The sequence below is a fragment of the Pantoea sp. B65 genome (genome assembly GCF_047308185.1).
GTDB lineage: Bacteria > Pseudomonadota > Gammaproteobacteria > Enterobacterales > Enterobacteriaceae > Erwinia.
Map to the genome: position 1 here is coordinate 94,270 of NZ_JAHXPU010000023.1, position 20,193 is coordinate 114,462.

The 20,193-nt window shown below is 56.7% G+C and carries 18 protein-coding genes; 8 read left to right on the plus strand and 10 right to left on the minus strand.

Annotated elements, in window-relative coordinates; translation table 11 throughout:
* Positions 1 to 87: 87 nt before the first annotated feature.
* Positions 88 to 783: a YtjB family periplasmic protein gene (locus JWF83_RS10480; protein WP_413650145.1), complete on the minus strand. Its 696-nt coding sequence runs from the start codon at positions 781 to 783 to the stop codon at positions 88 to 90.
* A 152-nt stretch (positions 784 to 935) separates the two neighbouring features.
* Between JWF83_RS10480 and serB the strand changes: the two genes are divergently transcribed.
* From serB to nadR, 3 genes are all read left to right on the plus strand, one after another.
* Complete coding sequence (gene serB, locus JWF83_RS10485) at positions 936 to 1,913, plus strand: phosphoserine phosphatase (protein WP_413650146.1); 978 nt, start codon at positions 936 to 938, stop codon at positions 1,911 to 1,913.
* Between the two features lie 14 nt (positions 1,914 to 1,927).
* Positions 1,928 to 3,310 carry a DNA repair protein RadA gene (gene radA / locus JWF83_RS10490; protein ID WP_413650147.1) on the plus strand — a complete coding sequence of 461 codons (1,383 nt, stop codon included), beginning with the start codon at positions 1,928 to 1,930 and terminating at the stop codon, positions 3,308 to 3,310.
* Between the two features lie 72 nt (positions 3,311 to 3,382).
* The gene (gene nadR / locus JWF83_RS10495) at positions 3,383 to 4,612 is read left to right on the plus strand and encodes a multifunctional transcriptional regulator/nicotinamide-nucleotide adenylyltransferase/ribosylnicotinamide kinase NadR (RefSeq protein WP_413650148.1); all 1,230 of its coding nucleotides are present in this window, start codon (positions 3,383 to 3,385) and stop codon (positions 4,610 to 4,612) included.
* Between the two features lie 195 nt (positions 4,613 to 4,807).
* On the opposite strand, the gene JWF83_RS10500 is transcribed toward nadR, so the two are convergent.
* Entirely contained in the window at positions 4,808 to 5,809 is a 1,002-nt protein-coding gene (locus JWF83_RS10500; RefSeq protein WP_413650332.1) for a zinc-binding alcohol dehydrogenase family protein, read from the minus strand.
* Positions 5,810 to 5,905: 96 nt separating this feature from the next.
* Here JWF83_RS10500 and JWF83_RS10505 point away from each other — a divergent pair, with 96 nt between their 5' ends.
* Positions 5,906 to 6,802, plus strand: a complete 897-nt coding sequence (locus JWF83_RS10505) for a LysR family transcriptional regulator (protein WP_413650333.1) — start codon at positions 5,906 to 5,908, stop codon at positions 6,800 to 6,802.
* Between the two features lie 32 nt (positions 6,803 to 6,834).
* Here the strand turns inward: JWF83_RS10505 and ettA are convergent, their stop codons facing one another.
* Positions 6,835 to 8,502, minus strand: coding sequence for an energy-dependent translational throttle protein EttA (ettA, locus tag JWF83_RS10510; protein ID WP_413650149.1), 1,668 nt, complete (start codon positions 8,500 to 8,502; stop codon positions 6,835 to 6,837).
* Positions 8,503 to 8,719: 217 nt separating this feature from the next.
* Between ettA and JWF83_RS10515 the strand changes: the two genes are divergently transcribed.
* On the plus strand, positions 8,720 to 9,667 hold the full coding sequence (locus tag JWF83_RS10515) for a 2-hydroxyacid dehydrogenase (RefSeq protein ID WP_413650150.1): 948 nt from the start codon (positions 8,720 to 8,722) through the stop codon (positions 9,665 to 9,667).
* A gap of 40 nt (positions 9,668 to 9,707) precedes the next feature.
* Here JWF83_RS10515 and deoR read toward each other — a convergent pair whose 3' ends face one another.
* On the minus strand, positions 9,708 to 10,472 hold the full coding sequence (gene deoR, locus JWF83_RS10520) for a DNA-binding transcriptional repressor DeoR (protein ID WP_413650151.1): 765 nt from the start codon (positions 10,470 to 10,472) through the stop codon (positions 9,708 to 9,710).
* A gap of 15 nt (positions 10,473 to 10,487) precedes the next feature.
* On the minus strand, positions 10,488 to 11,168 hold the full coding sequence (deoC, locus tag JWF83_RS10525) for a deoxyribose-phosphate aldolase (RefSeq protein ID WP_413650152.1): 681 nt from the start codon (positions 11,166 to 11,168) through the stop codon (positions 10,488 to 10,490).
* 191 nt (positions 11,169 to 11,359) lie between these two features.
* Between deoC and rbsK the strand changes: the two genes are divergently transcribed.
* Genes rbsK through JWF83_RS10540 form a run of 3 tightly spaced genes read left to right on the plus strand, consistent with a single transcriptional unit; the run spans position 11,360 to position 14,630 of the window.
* Complete coding sequence (gene rbsK / locus JWF83_RS10530; protein ID WP_413650153.1) at positions 11,360 to 12,274, plus strand: ribokinase; 915 nt, start codon at positions 11,360 to 11,362, stop codon at positions 12,272 to 12,274.
* Positions 12,275 to 12,288: 14 nt separating this feature from the next.
* A complete protein-coding gene (fucP, locus tag JWF83_RS10535; protein ID WP_413650154.1) occupies positions 12,289 to 13,617 on the plus strand; it encodes an L-fucose:H+ symporter permease in 1,329 nt (442 codons plus the stop codon).
* Complete coding sequence (locus tag JWF83_RS10540) at positions 13,614 to 14,630, plus strand: aldose 1-epimerase family protein (protein ID WP_413650155.1); 1,017 nt, start codon at positions 13,614 to 13,616, stop codon at positions 14,628 to 14,630. The genes fucP and JWF83_RS10540 overlap by 4 nt, the downstream gene beginning before the upstream one ends.
* A gap of 38 nt (positions 14,631 to 14,668) precedes the next feature.
* Here JWF83_RS10540 and urtE read toward each other — a convergent pair whose 3' ends face one another.
* The 5 genes from urtE to urtA all read right to left on the minus strand — a co-directional run bounded on the left by urtE (position 14,669) and on the right by urtA (position 20,163).
* A complete protein-coding gene (gene urtE, locus JWF83_RS10545; RefSeq protein WP_413650156.1) occupies positions 14,669 to 15,367 on the minus strand; it encodes an urea ABC transporter ATP-binding subunit UrtE in 699 nt (232 codons plus the stop codon).
* Between the two features lies 1 nt (position 15,368).
* Positions 15,369 to 16,160 (minus strand): urea ABC transporter ATP-binding protein UrtD, encoded by a 792-nt coding sequence (gene urtD / locus JWF83_RS10550; protein WP_413650157.1) that lies wholly within the window; start codon positions 16,158 to 16,160, stop codon positions 15,369 to 15,371.
* Complete coding sequence (urtC, locus tag JWF83_RS10555; protein ID WP_413650158.1) at positions 16,153 to 17,229, minus strand: urea ABC transporter permease subunit UrtC; 1,077 nt, start codon at positions 17,227 to 17,229, stop codon at positions 16,153 to 16,155. The genes urtD and urtC overlap by 8 nt, the downstream gene beginning before the upstream one ends.
* The gene (gene urtB, locus JWF83_RS10560; protein ID WP_413650159.1) at positions 17,229 to 18,803 is read right to left on the minus strand and encodes an urea ABC transporter permease subunit UrtB; all 1,575 of its coding nucleotides are present in this window, start codon (positions 18,801 to 18,803) and stop codon (positions 17,229 to 17,231) included. The genes urtC and urtB overlap by 1 nt, the downstream gene beginning before the upstream one ends.
* 91 nt (positions 18,804 to 18,894) lie before the next feature.
* The gene (urtA, locus tag JWF83_RS10565; protein WP_413650160.1) at positions 18,895 to 20,163 is read right to left on the minus strand and encodes an urea ABC transporter substrate-binding protein; all 1,269 of its coding nucleotides are present in this window, start codon (positions 20,161 to 20,163) and stop codon (positions 18,895 to 18,897) included.
* Positions 20,164 to 20,193 lie beyond the last annotated feature (30 nt).

Below are 20,193 nucleotides of genomic sequence, written 5' to 3' on the forward strand. Positions count from 1 at the left end.
TTTAAGCACATGATTGCTGCACGCTCCGCTGGACCGCGGCAGCCTGCAGGCACAGCTACTGGCAAACCCTGACGAAGGAGGCGGCGATCAGCGCCGACTTTCGCCGGCTGGCGGGGTTGCCGTGTCACTGTTCTCTGTGGCCGCGCCGCTCTCTTCTTCATGGTCCTCTTTCACCGGCGTACTGGCGGTTAGCAGGAATGGGGATTGCTGCCAGCGGGTTCGGCGATCGCGCAGCAGGGTGCGGGTGAGAATAATGCCGATGGCCAGCGCCAGCAGCATCATCAGGCGCAGAATATTGGTGGTGTTATCCACCTGCTTGGCCTCAGTGACCAGCACATGGGTATCCAGCGTGACGCGCAGAAAGCCGAGCGGGCCGCCATTGCTGTCGAGCGGCTGCACAATTTGATGATTGAAGTAGCTACCGGCGCGCTTGCCGCCGATGGCCAGCCGGTCACGCACATTGATATTTTCTCCGCTGCGCGCCAGCAGCGTACCGTCATCGCTATATACTGAGGCGTCAAGAATACGGCTGTGATCGGTCATCTGCGCCAGCAACGCCTGGATCTGCTGGCGATTATCTTCGCCATTCTCCATCAGCGGCGTCAGGCTGAAAGCCACCTGCTTCGTCAGGGTTCGCGCCAGCTCTTCTACCTGCTCAGAACGGGCCATCTGGTGCCCAAGGCTGAACCATGAAGCGCCCTGCATTAACACCACCAGCAGCGTCAGGCAGATAAGCACAATCGCGGTGCGATGCAGGCGAAATTTCAGTTTGGCTTTAGCCATCTCAAACCTTCAAATTTTGTGAACAGCCACGCAGCTGTTTTCGACACTTTATGTTGCCAGAAGCGCAGCATACAAGGTAGCCTCTTGCGTGGTTTTGTTAGGTTGTGTTGAGTCATTTTACCCAGCCTGTAATGTCCTTAACAGGAGCTGTAATGCCAAATCGTCTGACCTGGTGTGACCTGCCTTCCGATGTTTCTCTCTGGCCGGGTTTACCTCTTTCTCTCAGTGGCGACGAAGTGATGCCACTGGATTATCGTGCCGGGCGTACCGGTTGGTTGCTTTACGGGCGTCAGCTCGATAAAGATCGTCTGACACACTACCAGCATCAGCTGGGCGCGGCGATGGTCATCGTCAGCGCATGGTGTGTGGATGATTACCAGGTGATTCGCCTGGCGGGTTCACTGACGCCGCGCGCGACTAAACTGGCGCATGACAGCGGGCTGGATGTGGCTCCGTTGGGCAAAATTCCGCATCTGAAAACCCCAGGCCTGCTGGTGATGGATATGGATTCCACCGCCATCCGCATTGAATGCATCGATGAAATCGCCAAACTGGCGGGTAGCGGTGAACTGGTGGCGGAAGTGACGGAACGCGCGATGCGCGGCGAGCTCGATTTTGCCGCCAGCCTGCGTCAGCGCGTGGCGACACTGAAAGATGCGGATGCCAATATTCTGCGGCAGGTTCGCGATGAACTGCCATTAATGCCAGGCTTAACCACGCTGGTGCAGAAGCTACAGGCGCTGGGCTGGCAGGTGGCGATCGCTTCTGGCGGTTTTACTTACTTCGCCGAATACCTGCGCGATAAACTGCATCTGGCAGCCGTGGTGGCGAATGAGCTGGAGATCCGCGACGGTAAGCTGACCGGAGAAGTCGTCGGCCAGATCGTCGATGCGAAGTTTAAAGCGCAAACGCTGCTGAACCTGGCGAAGAAGTATCAGATCGCCGCAGGACAAACCGTGGCGATCGGCGACGGGGCGAATGATCTGCCGATGATCGCGGCTGCGTCGTTGGGTATTGCCTACCACGCGAAGCCGAAAGTGAATGAAAAAACCGAAGTGACCATCCGCCATGCGGATCTGATGGGGGTGTTCTGCATTCTCAGCGGCAGCCTGGTTCACGAAGAGCGTTAACCTGAGGATAAAATTTGGCAAAGGCGGTAAAACGCGCCTTCGTTTGTAACGAATGCGGCGCAGACTACCCGCGCTGGCAGGGGCAATGTAGCGCCTGCCAGGCGTGGAACACCATCACTGAAGTACGCCTTGCCGCGTCACCCGCCGCTGCGCGCAACGAACGCCTGTCGGGCTATGCGGGCAGTGGCGGTCCCAGCCGGGTGCAAAAGCTTTCGGAGATCAGCCTCGAGGAGTTGCCGCGTTTTTCCACCGGGTTCAAAGAGTTTGACCGCGTGCTTGGCGGTGGCGTGGTGCCGGGGAGCGCGATTCTGATTGGCGGCAGTCCGGGTGCGGGTAAAAGTACGCTGCTGCTGCAAACCCTGTGTAAGCTCGCCCAGGGGATGAAAACCCTGTATGTCACCGGTGAAGAGTCGCTGCAGCAGGTCGCGATGCGCGCGCACCGCTTAGGGTTACCTACCGAAAACCTGTTGATGCTGTCGGAAACCAGTATCGAGCAGATCTGTCTGATCGCCGGGGAAGAGCAGCCGAAGCTGATGGTGATCGACTCGATTCAGGTGATGCATATGGCGGATATCCAGTCATCTCCCGGCAGTGTGGCGCAGGTACGCGAGACTGCGGCTTATCTGACGCGCTTTGCCAAAACCCGGGGGGTCGCCATTATCATGGTCGGCCATGTGACCAAAGATGGTTCGCTGGCCGGTCCGAAAGTGCTGGAGCACTGTATCGACTGTTCGGTGATGCTGGATGGCGATGCCGATTCGCGTTACCGCACGCTGCGTAGCCATAAAAACCGCTTTGGCGCGGTCAATGAGCTGGGGGTATTCGCCATGACCGAGCAGGGACTGCGTGAGGTGAGTAATCCCTCGGCAATCTTCCTGTCACGGGGTGATGAAGTGACCGCCGGCAGTGCGGTAATGGTATTGTGGGAAGGGACACGGCCGTTGCTGGTGGAGATTCAGGCGCTGGTCGATCACTCGATGATGGGGAACCCGCGTCGGGTGGCGGTTGGTCTGGAGCAGAACCGTCTGGCGATTCTGCTGGCGGTATTACACCGTCATGGCGGTCTGCAGATGGCCGATCAGGATGTGTTCGTGAATGTGGTCGGTGGCGTGAAGGTCAGCGAAACCGGCGCCGATCTGGCGCTGATGCTGTCGATGGTGTCCAGCCTGCGCGATCGCCCGTTGCCGCAGGATTTAGTGGTATTTGGTGAAGTTGGGCTGGCCGGGGAAATTCGCCCGGTGCCGAGTGGCCAGGAGCGGATCTCTGAAGCGGCGAAACATGGTTTCCGGCGCGCCATTGTGCCGGTCGCTAACGTACCGAAAAAGCCGCCGGAAAATATGCAGGTGTTTGGCGTGAAGAAACTGACCGATGCGCTGGCGATTCTGGACGATTTATAATTTCCCTGCGCCGGAAATACCCGGCGGCAGGCTATCAGCGGCTATTGCGCAGTGACATGCAGGAGGCATTTCATGTCGTCATTTGAGTATTTGAAAACGGCGATTCGCCAGCAGGGCTGTACCCTGCAACAGGTGGCGGATGCCAGCGGCATGACCAAAGGTTATCTGAGCCAGTTACTGAATGCCAAAATCAAAAGCCCCAGCGCGCAGAAGCTGGAAGCGCTGCACCGCTACTTAGGGCTGGAATTTCCGCGGCGCGAGAAAACCGTCGGCGTGGTATTTGGCAAGTTTTATCCGCTGCATACCGGCCATATCTATCTGATTCAGCGCGCCTGTAGCCAGGTGGATGAGCTGCATATCATTATGGGCTACGACGAGCCGCGTGACCGTATGCTGTTTGAAAACAGCGCGATGTCGCAGCAGCCGACGATCAGTGACCGTCTGCGCTGGCTGCTGCAAACCTTTAAATACCAGAAAAACATCCGCATTCACTCGTTTAATGAACAGGGAATGGAGCCTTATCCACACGGCTGGGATGTCTGGAGTGAAGGCATTACCTCGTTTATGGCAAAGCAGGGTATTGAGCCGAATCGGGTTTATACCAGTGAAGAGCAGGATGCGGGGCAATACTTTGAACATCTGGGCATCGAAGCGGTACTGATCGATCCCAGGCGATCGTTTATGAATATCAGCGGTGCGCAGATTCGTCAGGATCCTTTCCGTTACTGGGACTATATTCCGACGGAAGTGAAACCTTTCTTTGTGCGTACCGTGGCGATCCTTGGCGGTGAGTCGAGCGGCAAATCGACGCTGGTCAATAAGCTGGCGAATATCTTTAATACCACCAGTGCGTGGGAGTTTGGCCGCGACTATGTCTTTTCCCACCTCGGCGGTGATGAGATGGCGCTGCAGTACTCCGACTACGATAAAATTGCCCTCGGGCAGGCGCAATATATCGATTTTGCCGTCAAGTACGCCAATAAAGTGGCGTTTATCGATACCGACTTTGTCACCACCCAGGCGTTCTGTAAAAAGTATGAAGGGCGCGAGCACCCGTTTGTGCAGGCGCTGATTGATGAGTATCGCTTTGATCTGGTGATTCTGGTGGAGAATAACGTGCCCTGGGTGGCGGATGGGTTACGCAGCCTCGGCAGCTCGGTGGATCGTAAAGAGTTTCAGGATCTGCTGGTGCGTATGCTGAACAGCAATAACATTCCCTATGTGCATGTGGAGGAAGACGACTATGACAGCCGTTTTCTGCGCTGCGTGGAACTGGTGAAGGAGATGCTGGGCGACAGATGATCGCTGTCTCCCTGCTTTTGACATCAGCAGCGGCAATGTTTATGTCGACATTGGTCCGGATGATGCCGACGCAATGCGCATATGACAATCGGCAGCATCGTCGGCAACCCACGTAGTACACCGGGCAGTTTGAAAGTTGTATTTACCTGATAAATCGGTCTGCCAGGGGCGGCGTTCCCGCCGCCCACTGTCAGATTAATACACCATCACCACTTTGCCGCGCATATGGCCTTCCAGCACCCGCTGGTGGGCGGCAGTCAGGGTTTCGACACTGAGTCCCGTCAGGGTTTCATTGAGCGTGGTGGTCAGTTTACCGGCATCCAGCAGGCTGGCGACCTGATTCAGGATCTCGCCCTGGCGGGCAATATCCGGCGTAGTGAACATGCTGCGGGTATACATAAACTCAAAATGCAGGGCGGCACTCTTCAGTTTCAGCTCGCTCATATCCAGCGGATGTTCATTTTCGACGATGGTACAAATATGGCCCTGCGGCGCAATCAGCTGCGCCATGCTATGCCAGTGCCCGTCGGTATCATTCAGACAGAAAATATAATCTACCTGCTTCAGACCGAGTTTCTCCAGCTCACCGGCCATATCCTGATAGTTAATCGTCTGGTCAGCGCCGCGATCCCGACACCACTGTACCGAGTCCGGCCGCGAAGCGGTGGCGATCACCTGCAGCTTGCTGTTAAGTTTGGCCAGCGGGATCGCCAGCGAGCCCACACCGCCGGCACCACCGATAATCAGCAGGGTTTTCCCCGCGGCGGCATCCTGAATCTTCAGGCGTTCGAACAGCCCTTCCCAGGCGGTCAGCGCCGTCAGTGGAATGGCGGCAGCGGCAGCCCAGTCAAGGCTTTTCGGCTTATGGCCGGTAATACGCGCATCAATCAGCTGCAGGGTGCTGTTACTGCCCGGACGGGTGATATCACCGGCATAGTAAACTTCATCGCCCGGCTTAAAACCGCTGACGTTACTGCCGGTCGCCACGACCACTGCGCTGGCATCCCAGCCGAGAATGCGCGGAGCCTGCAGACCGTTTTTCTGCGCGCCTTTGTGTACCTTGGTGTCCACCGGATTGACCGAGGCGGCTTTTACCTCAACCAGCAGGTCATATTCGCCTGGCGTCGGTGTCGCTGGCTGAATTTCAATAAACTGTGCCGGATTTTCCGGGTTAATCGCAATCGCTCGGTTATTCATCATTATCCTCCTGAGTTAAGTGGCTTAATTGTAGAAGCGATTCACTGGAGTGATAAGATGGACAATCAATGACAGAGTGTTCGCCCGGGATGAACAATAATGTTTAAGCAGTTACAGGATATGGCCCTGTTTGCGCTGGTGGCGGAAAGCGGCAGCTTTACCGCGGCGGCGCGGCGTGCCGGACTGCCGAAATCAAGCGTCAGCCAGCGCATCAGCCAGCTGGAGCAGGCGCTTGGTTTGCGTTTGCTTAATCGCACGACGCGTCAGCTGAATCTGACCTTTGCGGGCGAACGCTATCTGATTCACTGCCAGGAGATGCTGCAGGCCAGTGAGCGCGCTGAGCAGGCAATCGAACGTCTGCGCGCTAACCCCAGTGGCCGCTTACGTATTACCAGCCCGGCAGGCATCGGCGCCACGCTGCTGGCGCGCTGCAACGCGCAATTTCAACAGCAGTTCCCGGATGTCACGCTGGAAGTATCGGTATCAGATGATCTTCGCGATCTGGTGCATGAAGGCTTCGACGTGGCGTTGCGTACCGGTAAGCCGCAGGACTCTTCGCTGATTGGCCGGCGCATTGGTTACTGCCAGCGCCTGCTGGTCGCCGCCCCGGCATACCTGGCGCAGCATGCGCTGATTCAGCACCCGCATCAGCTGGCAGAACACCGTTGCATTGCCCATCGCGCCTGGAGCGAGTGGTTACTGACGCGCGGCGAGGAGTGGCACAGCTGGCTGTTACCGCCGACCCATATGACCGATAACCTGATTTATGCGCGTGAGTGTGTCTTACAGGGGGCGGGGATTACGCTGTTGCCTCGCTTTTTAACCCATCAGCTGATGCAGGAAAAGGCGCTGGAACAGGTATTGCCGCAGTGGGAAGTGGAGGGTAATGAGTTGTGGCTGGTCTATCCGGGTCGCAAGCTTAATTCACCCGCGCTGGCCTGCTTTATTGATTTTGCGCTGAATTCAACGGTGTTTAGCGAATTCTATACTTAGGGGCGACCGGCAGGCCGCCCCGGTAATAACCACTACTTGGTCATGCGCTTGTACTTGATGCGTTTTGGCTCCAGCGCTTCGGCGCCGAGGGTACGCTTCTTGTACTCTTCGTATTCGGTAAAGTTACCTTCGAAGAATTCGACCTTACCTTCATCCTGATAATCGAGGATATGGGTAGCAATACGGTCGAGGAACCAGCGGTCATGGGAGATCACCATTGCACAGCCCGGGAACTCCAGCAGGGCGTTCTCCAGTGCGCGCAGCGTCTCGATGTCGAGGTCGTTGGTCGGTTCATCGAGCAGCAACATATTGCCGCCCACCTGCAACAGCTTCGCCAGATGCAGACGTCCACGCTCACCACCGGACAGCTCGCCGACGCGTTTACCCTGGTCGACGCCTTTAAAGTTAAAGCGGCCAACGTAAGCGCGACTTGGCATCTCGGTATTGCCGACCCGCATAATATCCTGGCCACCGGACACTTCTTCCCAGACGGTTTTCGAATTATCCATCGCGTCGCGGAACTGATCGACGGAAGCCAGTTTCACGGTATCGCCCAGCTCAATGCTGCCGCCGTTTGGCTGCTCCTGGCCGGATAACATGCGGAACAGGGTGGATTTACCGGCGCCGTTAGGACCGATAATACCGACAATCGCGCCCTTCGGCACGGAGAAGCTGAGATCATCAATCAGCACGCGGTCGCCGTAGGATTTGCTCAGGCCGTTAACCTCAACCACTTTATCGCCGAGGCGCGGACCCGGTGGAATAAACAGTTCGTTGGTTTCGTTACGTTTCTGATATTCAGTGCTGTTCAGTTCTTCAAAGCGGGCCAGACGAGCCTTACCTTTTGACTGACGGCCTTTCGCACCCTGACGCACCCACTCCAGCTCTTTCTCAATCGACTTGCGACGCGCGGCTTCCTGAGAAGCTTCCTGCGCCAGACGCTGATCTTTCTGCTCCAGCCAGGAGGAGTAGTTACCTTCCCACGGAATACCCTCACCGCGGTCAAGTTCCAGGATCCAGCCCGCGACGTTATCGAGGAAGTAACGGTCGTGGGTAATCGCCACTACGGTACCCTCGAAGTCATGCAGGAAGCGTTCCAGCCAGGCTACGGATTCGGCATCCAGGTGGTTGGTTGGCTCATCCAGCAGCAGCATATCGGGTTTTTCCAGCAGCAGACGGCAAAGCGCCACGCGGCGACGCTCACCACCGGAAAGGTTAGCGATTCTGGCATCCCAGTCCGGCAGGCGCAGGGCATCGGCCGCACGCTCCAGCTGGCTGTTCAGGTTATGGCCATCGTGCGCCTGGATAATCTCTTCCAGTTTGCCCTGTTCGGCGGCCAGTTTGTCGAAATCAGCATCCGGTTCGGCATACAGTGCGTACACTTCATCGAGACGTTTCAGCGCGCCGACCACTTCCGCCACCGCTTCTTCGACGGATTCACGCACCGTATGTTCGAGATTCAGCTGCGGCTCCTGCGGCAGATAACCGATTTTCAGACCAGGCTGCGGGCGGGCTTCGCCTTCGATATCTTTATCGATACCGGCCATGATGCGCAGCAGAGTTGATTTACCGGAGCCATTCAGACCGAGAACGCCGATTTTGGCGCCCGGGAAAAAGCTCAGGGAAATGTTTTTGAGAATGTGACGCTTCGGCGGAACCACTTTGCCGACGCGATGCATGCTATAGACGAATTGAGCCACGTTAGAATGAGCCTCTTAAGGTCTGCGTTGATGTTGGGGGCGGAACTGCCCACTCAGATGACGAAGTTTAGCTGTTTTCCCCGGTTAATCACAGCCGGGGGCGGCAGTATGGTCGGTATATTCTGTCGTTTAGTACTCCTTAGCCGGATAACTGTTTGATTTTCGCGCATGCATGACGCTATGCTGATTTTTTGCCTTTCAAACCAGAGGGATGTCAATGAAAGTTCTGATTGCGGCCGAAGAGAACGCGTGGGGCGGCATGATCCAGCAGCTGCGCCAGCAACTGCCCGACGTCGAATTTATTGCCTCAGCCGGACATGCCGCGCATAGTCTGGCCGGTTTTGATGTGCTGATCCCGGGGATGGCGCGGGTGGATGCGCGCCTGTTGCAAACCGCTGACCACCTGAAGTTGATTCAGCAAGCCGGCGCCGGTCTGGAAGGGGTGGATCTGCGTAGCGCCGGGGGGCAGGGGATTAAGGTGGCCAATGTGCCATCCGACCATTCCGGTAATGCCGATTCGGTGGCGGAGCTGGGGATCTGGATGATGATCGGCCTGGCGCGTAAAGCGCTGGAGTTACCGGGCAGCATTGCGCAGCAGCGGCTTGGTCAGCCAACCGGTTTAGGGCTGATGGGGAAAACCGTCGGACTGGTTGGCGTTGGCGGGATTGGCAAAGCGTTAGCCAAACGGCTGGCGGCATTCGGTATGAGGCTGATCGGCGTGAAACGGGAAGCCGATCCGGCTTTTGCGGCACAGCATCAGCTCAGCTGGTTAGGTACTATGGAGCAACTGCCGCAACTGCTGGCGGAAGCTGATTTTGTCATTTTAAGCCTGCCGGACAATGCGCTGACCCGGGATATTATTGATGTCAACGCGCTGGCGCAAATGAAGGCAGGCAGCTTTCTGATTAACTTAGGCCGGGGCGGATTGATTGAGAAAGCGGCGCTGATCGCCGCACTGGAGTGTGGACATCTTGCCGGAGCCGGGCTGGATGTCTTCTGGCAGGAGCCACCCGATCCGCAGGATGATATTTTCAGCTACAACGTGATTGCCACGCCGCATATTGGCGGGGTGACCGATATTTCCCTTAACGGTAATGTGGCGGGGGTTTGTGACAATATCCGGCGCTTACGCGATGGCGAAGAGATCCTGCATCGCTGGGCGTAAAATACGGCGGGAGCCATTAATGGCTCCCTGCAATAGCGTTTTACAGGGTTATGACCTGCACCTCTGCCTGTTTCAGCTTTTGCGCCAGTGCCTTCGGCGGCGCGCTGTCGCTGATCAGCGTATCAAACAGATCCAGCTCGCCGATACGGGCGGGCAACACTTTGCCAAACTTACTGCTGTCGGCCAGCAAAATTTTGCGCTGGGCACGCTGCAATGCATGATGTTTCATCTGCAACTCATTGATATTGTAGCAGGTGGCACCCTGGTTCAGATCAATCCCGGCCGCCGAGATAAACGCCAGTGACGGACAGAGTTCATCCAGCACATGATTTTGCCCCAGCGGGGTAAAGATGGCGTTATCCGGATGGAATTCGCCGCCGCTGAGGATCACATGACAGCCCGGTTTCTCTTTCAGTGCCAGAAAGGTGTTCATCGCACAGCAGATAGCGGTAAAAGGCAGTTGATCATCAATGGCATCAATCACATACGGGATAGTGGTGCCGCAATCAAAAAACACCGTATCGTTAGCGTTAATCAGCGCTGCCGCCAGCTGTGCCAGCTGCTGCTTCTTGCCGACGTTTTGCGACTGCTGATCGGAAACAAAGTAGTGACCATGGCTGTTGCGCGGATCGCTGACAATATAGCCGCCGAGCAACACTACCGCTGAGGGTTGCTCATTTAAATCGCGACGAATAGTCATTTCCGAGACCCCCAGCAGCTGGGCGGCATCTTTCAGATGGATCTTGTCGATGCGCTTGAGTGCCTGCGCCAGTTTATTCACGCGCTCGTCGCGCCGGGTTTCCATGGTGACTTCCTTTAATTAATATCCCTGGCCAGATGGGGTATTGCCAGACACGATCGCCACACCTGAACTGGTGCCAATACGGCTGGCGCCCGCCGCGATCATCGCTTCCGCCGTCTGGCGATCGCGCACCGCGCCGGAGGCTTTTACCGCCACGCCAGCGCCGACGGTTTGCTGCATTAAACGCACATGCTCTTCGCGCGCGCCGCCGCTGCTAAAACCGGTAGAGGTTTTCACAAACGCAACCTTCAGCTCACGACAAATCTCACAGATTTTAATGATTTGCGCATCGTTAAGCAGGCAGGTTTCCAATATTACCTTTAATGGGATCGCCCCGCAAACCTCACGCACTGCGCGGATATCGGCAGTCACCGCCGCAATCTCACCACTTTTCAGCCAGCCGACATTAATCACCATGTCGATCTCCTGCGCACCGGCTGCGATAGCGGCCTGCGCTTCAAACGCTTTACTGGCGGTTAAACCGGCGCCCAGCGGGAAACCAATCACTGAACACACTTTTACGCTGCTGCCGCGCAGCTGTTCGGCGACCAGTGGCACATAGCCTGAGTTAACGCATACCGCACAGAAATGCCAGGTCAGCGCTTCCTGACACAGGGTAATGATTTGCGCCTGCGTGGCATCGGCGGCTAACAGGGTGTGGTCGATATAGGCAGCATAGTCACGGCTGGCAGTGGTCATAAGATACTCCGCAGATAAGGGATAGGGTTTTTGTTAAAATAATAACATTAATTATAGCTTGTCAAACCTCTTTTTGCTCCGGCTGAACGGTTATCTTCAGCTGAGATGGTTGTCACAAAAATAACATTACAGGATTGTTATTGTTATTTTAACAACATTTAATGTTGGCAAATTACCCACGGGAGAATGTTATGGATATTGCCGTCATCGGTTCGAATATGGTGGATTTAATCACCTACACCAATGTGATGCCAAAAGCCGGTGAAACGCTGGAAGCCCCTGACTTTGCTATTGGCTGTGGCGGTAAAGGCGCCAATCAGGCGGTGGCGGCCGCTAAGCTTGGGGCCAGCGTAATGATGGTCAGCAAAGTGGGCGCAGACCTGTTTGCTGAAAATACCGTTAATAACCTGCAGGCGTTTGGCATCGACACCCGCCACGTCACCATCGCGCCGGGGGTATCCAGCGGGGTGGCGCCGATCTTTGTTGATGACCAGTCGCAGAACCGCATTTTGATTATTAAAGGGGCCAACAATCAGCTGTTGCCGGCGGATATTGATGCGGCGGAGCAGCCGCTGAAGCAGTGCCAGCTGATGATCCTGCAACTGGAGATCCCGCTCCCGACGGTGTATCACGCCATTGATTTTGCCAGCCGGCACGGTATTCGGGTGATCCTCAACCCGGCGCCGGCGGTAGCAGAGCTGGATATCGACTACGCCTGCCGCTGTGATTTCTTTATGCCTAATGAAACTGAGCTGGAGATCCTGACCGGTATGCCGGTGGCGACGGAGCAGGAGGTGCTGCGTGCCGGACAGACGCTGCTGCGCCGTGGTCTGAAAAACCTGATTATTACCCTCGGAAGTCGTGGTTCGGTATGGATGCAGGGTGACAGCGTACATCGTGTCAGCCCGACCACAGTACAAGCCGTCGATACCAGCGGCGCGGGCGATGCTTTTATCGGCTGCTTTGCGCACTTTCTGGTGCAGAACGGCGATATCAAACAGGCGATGCAACTCGCTTCGGCCTTCGCCGCCTGTAGCGTTACCGGGCGTGGAACCCAGCGTTCTTATCCCGATGCCGTCACCTTCCAACGTTTTCTCAACGCCTGAGTGAGGATCCTTGTATGCATCAGAATATTGTTCAGCAATCCGATGGTTATCTGAATAAAACGCCGCTGTTTCAGTTTATTTTGTTGTCCTGCCTGTTCCCGCTGTGGGGCTGCGCCGCCAGCCTGAATGACATCCTGATCACCCAGTTTAAGAGCGTCTTTGCGCTGAGTGATTTTGCCAGCGCGCTGGTGCAGAGTGCCTTCTACGGCGGCTACTTTCTGATTGCCATTCCGGCATCGCTGGTGATCCGCAGCTCCAGCTATAAAATTGCCATTCTGACCGGACTGGCGCTGTATATCGCCGGCTGCATTATGTTTTATCCGGCGTCGCATATGGCGACCTATACCATGTTCCTCGCGGCGATTTTCGCTATCGCCATTGGTCTGAGTTTTCTTGAAACCGCTGCCAATACCTACAGTTCGATGATTGGCCATCGCCACCACGCCACACTACGGCTGAATATCAGCCAGACCTTCTATCCGGTGGGGGCGCTGATGGGAATTGTGCTGGGGAAATATCTGGTATTCCAGGAGGGAGATAGTCTGCAGAGCCAGATGGCGACGATGAATGCCGAACAGATTCACCAGTTTCGCCTGACCATGCTGGAGCATACGCTGGAGCCGTATAAATATCTGGTTATGGTGCTGGTGGTGGTAATGATTCTGTTTCTGCTGACCCGTTACCCGCGCTGCAAGCCAGAAAGTGGCGGCAAGACGCTGCCGACGCTGGCGCAGACCTTTCGTTACCTGGCGAAGAATCGCCATTTCAAACGCGGGATTGTGACGCAGTTCCTGTACGTCGGCATGCAGGTGGCGGTATGGTCATTCACCATTCGTCTGGCGCTGAATCTGGGCGCCGCCAATGAGCGTCACGCCTCAAACTTTATGATCTATAGCTTTATCTGTTTCTTTATCGGCAAGTTTGTCGCCAACTTCCTGATGACGCGCTTTCGTGCCGAGAAAGTGTTGATCGCCTATTCGGCAATCGGCGTGGCGACGCTGGCCTATGTGATGCTGGTGCCTAACTTTACCGCCGTGTATGCCGCGGTGTTTGTCAGCGTGCTGTTCGGACCCTGCTGGGCGACAATTTACGCCGGTACGCTGGCAACCGTGGAGAATAAATACACTGAGGTGGCGGGTGCCTTTATTGTGATGGCGATTGTCGGCGCGGCCTTTGTGCCTGCGCTACAGGGGCTGGTTTCCGACCATTTCGGCTCGATGCAGCTGGCTTTTGGCGTCTCGCTGCTGTGCTTTGCCTGGGTGGGTTTCTATTTCTGGGGTGAGCTGCGCGCTAAAAAACAGTCGCAGACACAGGGCGCTGAATTAGCCGGGGAGGCACAATGAAAACCACCTTACCGCTCCATCCTTCGCTGTTCCATGAAACGCCACGCACGCTGCTGGATAACGCGCGCTTTAAGGTTGAGCTGTTCCGCTATCCGTCCGGTATTGAAGCGGTACGGCTGGTGAACGGACGCGGATTTGTCATTGTGCTGCCGTTTTATGGCCAGATGATCTGGGATATGCAGTTTGACGGGCATCGCTTAACCATGGGCAGCGGGTTTAAACAGCCGCTGCCGGGCGCGAGTATTATCGATACCTACGGCTGTTTCGCCTTTCACTCCGGGCTGCTGGCCAACGGCTGCCCGGCAGCAGAGGATAACCATCCGCTGCATGGCGAAATGGCCTGCGCGCGTATGGACAGCGCCTGGCTGACGCTGACAGAGGATCGTCTGGCGCTGCACGGCGAGGTCGAGTATATCAAGGGCTTTGGCCATCACTATCGCGCGGCGCCTGCGGTGACTCTGCTGGGTGATGCGCCACGCATTGAGATTGCCATGCAGGTCACTAACCTTTCCGGTGCCGACATGCCGCTGCAGTATATGTGCCATATGAACTACGCCTGGGTGACGCAGGGACGCTTCAGTCAGAACATTCCGGATACGGCGTTTCAGCTGCGCAGCTCGATTCCGGGACATGTGCATCCGACGCCGCAATGGCTGGATTATACTCAGCAACTGGCGGCCGCCCCGCAGGCGTTTGACGGTCTGAACCGTGCGGAAATGTGCGACCCTGAAATCGTGTTTTTTGCCGATAACCTGCCGCAGTATGTGGATCACGCCGAGTTTATGCTGCACTCGCCTGAGGGCTACAGCTTTGTTACGCGTTTTGACACCGCGCAATTCACTGCCGCCACGCGCTGGATGTTGCACAATGCCGACCAGCAGGTGGCGGCTTTTGTGTTACCGGCCACCTGCCGTCCGGAAGGGCAGAATGCCGCCAGACGGGCGGGTACCTTAATCAGCCTGGCAGCGGGTGAACAGCGTCAGTTTCGCGTGGAGACCGGGCTGGCAGATTAACGTTGCGTAAGCGCCGACAGGCAGTCCGGCGGGACTGCCTAAATCGCGACCAGTCCACGCACGCCATCGGCTTCCATACTGTCGCCGCGGCCACGCTGTACTATCTCACCGCGTGACATCACCAGGTAGTTGTCCGCCAGCTCGGCGGCGAAATCATAGAACTGTTCAACCAGCAGGATCGACATATCACCGCGCTGCGCCAGCTGGCGGATCACCGCGCCGATCTCTTTAATCACCGAGGGCTGGATCCCTTCCGTTGGCTCATCAAGGATCAGTAGCTGCGGTTTGCAGGCCAGCGCCCGGCCAATGGCTAATTGCTGCTGCTGACCACCGGAAAGATCGCCGCCGCGCCGCTGTTTCATCTCTTGCAGTACCGGAAACAGCTGGTAGATCTCTTCCGGCACCTGCCTGGCCCGGGCGGCGGGAAAACGCGCCAGCCCCATCAGCAGATTCTCTTCGACGGTCAGGCGCGGAAAAATTTCGCGCCCCTGCGGCACATAGGCAATGCCCGCCTGTACCCGCTGATGCGGTTTACGGCCATTAATCACCTGATCCTGCCAGCGGATGGTGCCGGATTTGGCCGGGATCAACCCCATCAGGCACTTCAGCAGGGTGGTTTTACCGACGCCATTGCGCCCCAGCAGGCAGGTCACTTCTCCCTGACGGGTTTCAAATGACAGCCCGCGCAAAATATGGCTGCCGCCATAATATTGATTCAGTTCAGATACCTGTAGCATATCAGCGCCCCAAATAGACTTCGATAACCTGCTCGTTAGCCTGCACCTGGCGCAGCGAACCTTCCGCCAGCACCTGACCCTGATGCAGGACCGTAACATGGTCGGCAATGGTTTCGACAAAGCCCATATCATGCTCCACCACCATCAGCGAATGCTTACCGGCGAGGCTGCGGAATAGCTCGGCGGTATAGTCGGTTTCGGCATCGGTCATCCCGGCTGCAGGCTCATCAAGCAGCAACAGATGCGGCTCCTGTACCAGCAGCATACCAATCTCCAGAAACTGTTTTTGCCCGTGAGATAATAATCCGGCCGGACGCCAGCGCTCGGCGCTGAGGCGCAGCAGCTTCAGTACTTCATCGATACGGTCCTGCTGCTCGCTGTTCAGTCTGGCGCGCAGGCAGGCCCACACCGACTTGTCGGTTTTCAGCGCAATTTCGAGGTTTTCAAACACCGACAGCGCTTCAAATACCGTCGGTTTCTGGAATTTACGACCAATGCCGCTGCGGGCAATAGCCACCGGCGACAGGGTGGTAAGATCGGTATCCTGATCGTAAATCACTTTGCCATTGTCCGGTCGCGTTTTGCCGGTGATCACATCCATCAGGGTAGTTTTACCGGCGCCGTTCGGGCCGATCACGCAGCGCAACTCACCGACGCCAATGCTCAGCGAGAGATCGGTTAACGCGCGGAAGCCATCAAATGAGACGTTGATAGCGCTCAGTTGCAGAATGGGATCGCTCTGCTGACGATGGCGATCCGCCAGCTGGGGTTGGGTAAACAGTTGCTCAGTCATGCTTTCTCCGACGAATCAAACCAATGACTCCACGCGGCAGAAACAGCGTGACGAGAATAAACATCAGGCCGAGGAAGAATAGCCAGTACTCGGGAAACGCCATGGTGAACCAGCTTTTCGCGCCGTTAACGATACCGGCGCCGAGCAACGGGCCAATCAGCGTGCCGCGTCCGCCTAATGCCACCCAGATCGCGGCTTCAATAGAGTTGGTCGGCGACATTTCACCGGGGTTGATTATCCCCACTTGTGGTACATACAGCGCACCGGCCAGCCCGCACAGTACCGCCGATAGCGTCCAGACAAACAGCTTAAAACCCTTTGGATCGTAACCGCAGAACATCAGGCGGTTTTCGGCATCGCGTACCGCGGTGAGCACCCGGCCAAATTTGCTGCGCGCGAGGGCGAAACCAATGCCGAGACTGATGATTAACAGCAGCACGGTGGCGACAAACAGTCCGATCCGCGTACTGGTGGCGGTCACCGGAAAACCCAGCAGGGTGGTAAAGCCGGTAAAACCATTGTTGCCGCCAAAGCCGGTTTCATTACGGAAAAACAGCAACATACCGGCATAGGTCAGCGCCTGCGTCATAATCGAAAAGTAGACGCCTTTAATCCTGGAACGGAAGGCGAACCAGCCGAACACCAGGGCCAGCAGGCCGGGCACCAGCATAATCAGGCACAGCGCCCAGGCAAAGTGCTGGGTGCCAGCCCAGAACCACGGCAGCTCGCTCCATGACAGAAACGACATAAACGCCGGCAGACCCTCGCCTGCTGCCTGACGCATCAGGTACATGCCCATGGCGTAACCGCCGAGCGCAAAGAACAGACCATGACCCAATGACAGCAGCCCGGCATAACCCCAGACCAGATCCAGGGCCACCGCCACAATGGCGTAGCAGAGGATCTTGCCGATCAGCGTCAGCATATACGTCGAGATGGCCAGCGGACTCTCCGCCGGTAACAGCGCCAGAAACGGCATAATCAGTAGCGCCAGCAGGGCGATAACACCGATGCTGATGGCCAGCCGCGGTGCTTTTTGCGTAACGGTTAGCGTTATTGGTTGTGTCATCAGTCAATCACCCGTCCTTTAAATGCAAACAGCCCCTGCGGTCGTTTCTGAATAAACAGAATGATCAGCACCAGGATCAGGATCTTGCCGAGTACCGCGCCGATTTGCGGCTCCAGCACCTTATTCAGAATGCCGAGCCCAAAGGCAGCGACCACGGTTCCCGCCAGCTGACCCACGCCGCCCAGTACCACCACCAGGAAGGAGTCGATAATATAGCCCTGACCCAGCTCCGGGCCGACATTGCCTAACTGCGACAGCGCCACGCCGCCCAGCCCGGCGATGCCGGAACCGAGGCCAAACGCCAGCATGTCGACGCGGCCGGTGGGCACGCCGCAGCAGTCGGCCATGGCGCGGTTTTGCGTTACCGCGCGCACATTCATGCCGAGACGGGTTTTATTCAGTAACAGCCAGGTAAGGATCAGCACGGCAACGACAAACAGGATCACCGCGATACGGTTATACGGCAGCACCAGATTCGGCAGGATCTGCATACCGCCGGAGAGCCAGGCCGGGTTAGCCACTTCAAGGTTCTGCGCGCCAAACAGCACGCGCACCAGTTGGATCAGCATCAGGCTGATGCCCCAGGTGGCGAGCAGGGTCTCCAGCGGGCGGCCATACAGATGGCGGATCACCGTACGTTCCAGCAGCATGCCGATGGCGGCGGTAATAAAAAAGGCGGCCGGCAGCGCCAGCAACGGATACCACGCCAGCCATTCCGGGGCAAAACGCTGGAACATGCTCTGCACCAGCCAGGTGGCATAGGCGCCGAGCATCAGCATCTCGCCATGCGCCATATTAATCACCCCCAGCAGGCCATAGGTGATCGCCAGACCCAGCGCCGCCAGCAGCAGAATCGATCCCAGCGAAAGACCGGTAAACGCCTGACCGAGCAAATCGCCCCACATCAGACGCTGTTTAATCTGTTTCAGGCTGTCGGCGGCGGCGGCGCGCACCCCGGCATCCGGCTCATTTTGTGGTTGGGTGAGTCGTTGCAGACTGCCCTGCATTTGCGGGTCGCTGGTGTCGCCCAACAGTTTGACGGCGTTCAGCCGCACTTCGGGATGACTGTCGCTAAGCTGCAGGTTAGCCAGCGCCAGCGCCAGCGCATCATGCACCTCGCGGTCCGGTTCGGCGGCCAGCCGTCGGGTCAGCAGCGGCAACTGATCGGCAACTGCATCATTTTGTAATGCACGCGCAGCGCGCAGGCGGGTTGCCGGGTCGTTGCTCACCAGCTGGAGTGATGCCAGCGCGTTAATGGTCAGGACGCGCAGACGGTTATTGGTAAACAGCTTTTTCGGCGTACCCTGTGGCCTATCCGTGCCTTCCAGCGGCGTAAAGCGGCCATTGTCTTCGATAAACAGTTGTTTGTTCTGATCGATAACCAGCGACTCATCACGCAGAGCCTGCAACAGCGGCAGGCGCGCAGCCTCAGGCGCCGCTGCCCACTGCTGTAACAGTTTTGCCTGTTCAGTGCGGCTGGCAGCGGCGTAATCCGCCGCCGGACCGGCTTGTGCGACCCATGGCGCCAGCAAACATAGTGACAGCAGTAACCAGCATAATTTGATTATCTTCATATGATTTGAACCGTGCCCGTTGTGATACGGGGGGCATTAACGTCCCCCGGCGATCGGCGTACGGGCGGGATATCACTCCCGCCCGCAGGGGTTACTGCGTTGATTTCACCGGATGATCGGGTTTTTTATCGTTACCGGCGATATACGGGCTCCATGGCTGGGCGCGTACCGGTTGTTCGGTCTGCCATACCACGTTGAACTGACCGTTATCTTCGATTTCGCCAATCATCACCGGTTTGTGCAGGTGGTGGTTGGTGTTATCCATGGTCAGGGTAAAACCATCCGGCGCGGCGAAGGTCTGTCCGGCCATAGCGGCACGGACTTTATCCACATCGGTAGTACCTGCTTTCTCAACCGCCTGCGCCCACATATGGATACCGACATACGTCGCTTCCATCGGGTCGTTGGTTACCACGGTGTCAGCATTTGGCAGCTTGTGCGCTTTGGCATAAGCACGATAAGCGGCGACAAATTTGGCGTTAGTCGGGTTATCGACGGATTCAAAGTAGTTCCAGGCGGCTAAGTTACCCACCAGCGGTTTGGTATCGATGCCGCGCAGTTCCTCTTCACCGACCGAGAAGGCGACCACCGGGACGTCGGTCGCTTTGATGCCCTGATTAGCCAGCTCTTTATAGAACGGCACGTTGGAGTCGCCATTGATGGTGGAAACCACTGCGGTTTTACCGCCCGCGGAGAACTTTTTGATATCGGAAACGATGGTCTGATAGTCGCTGTAGCCAAACGGCGTATAGACCTCTTTGATATCTTTATCCTGAATGCCTTTCGAGTGCAGGAAGGCGCGCAAAATCTTGTTGGTGGTGCGCGGATAAACGTAATCGGTCCCCAACAGGAAGAAGCGTTTGGCTGCGCCGCCATCTTCGCTCATCAGGTATTCCACCGCCGGGATTGCCTGCTGGTTTGGCGCTGCGCCGGTATAGAAGACGTTTGGCGACATCTCTTCGCCTTCATATTGCACCGGATAGAACAACAGACCGTTCAACTCTTCAAAAACCGGCAGCACTGATTTACGTGATACTGAAGTCCAGCAGCCAAACACCACGGCGGCTTTATCCTGGGTCAGCAACTGACGCGCTTTTTCGGCAAACAGCGGCCAGTTGGAGGCCGGATCAACCACCACCGGTTCCAGTTTTTTGCCCAGCACGCCGCCGCTGGCGTTGATCTCATCAATCGTCATCAGCGCCACGTCTTTCAGCGGCGTTTCTGAAATCGCCATGGTTCCGGATAGCGAATGCATAATACCGACTTTGATGGTATCAGCAGCCTGAGCCCCCCATGCGATGCCCATGCTGACAACCGTGGCAGAAAGTGCGAATGCTTGCAAAAGTGAACGTCGTTTCATATCAACAGCCCCTCAAAAATATAGGTTTGA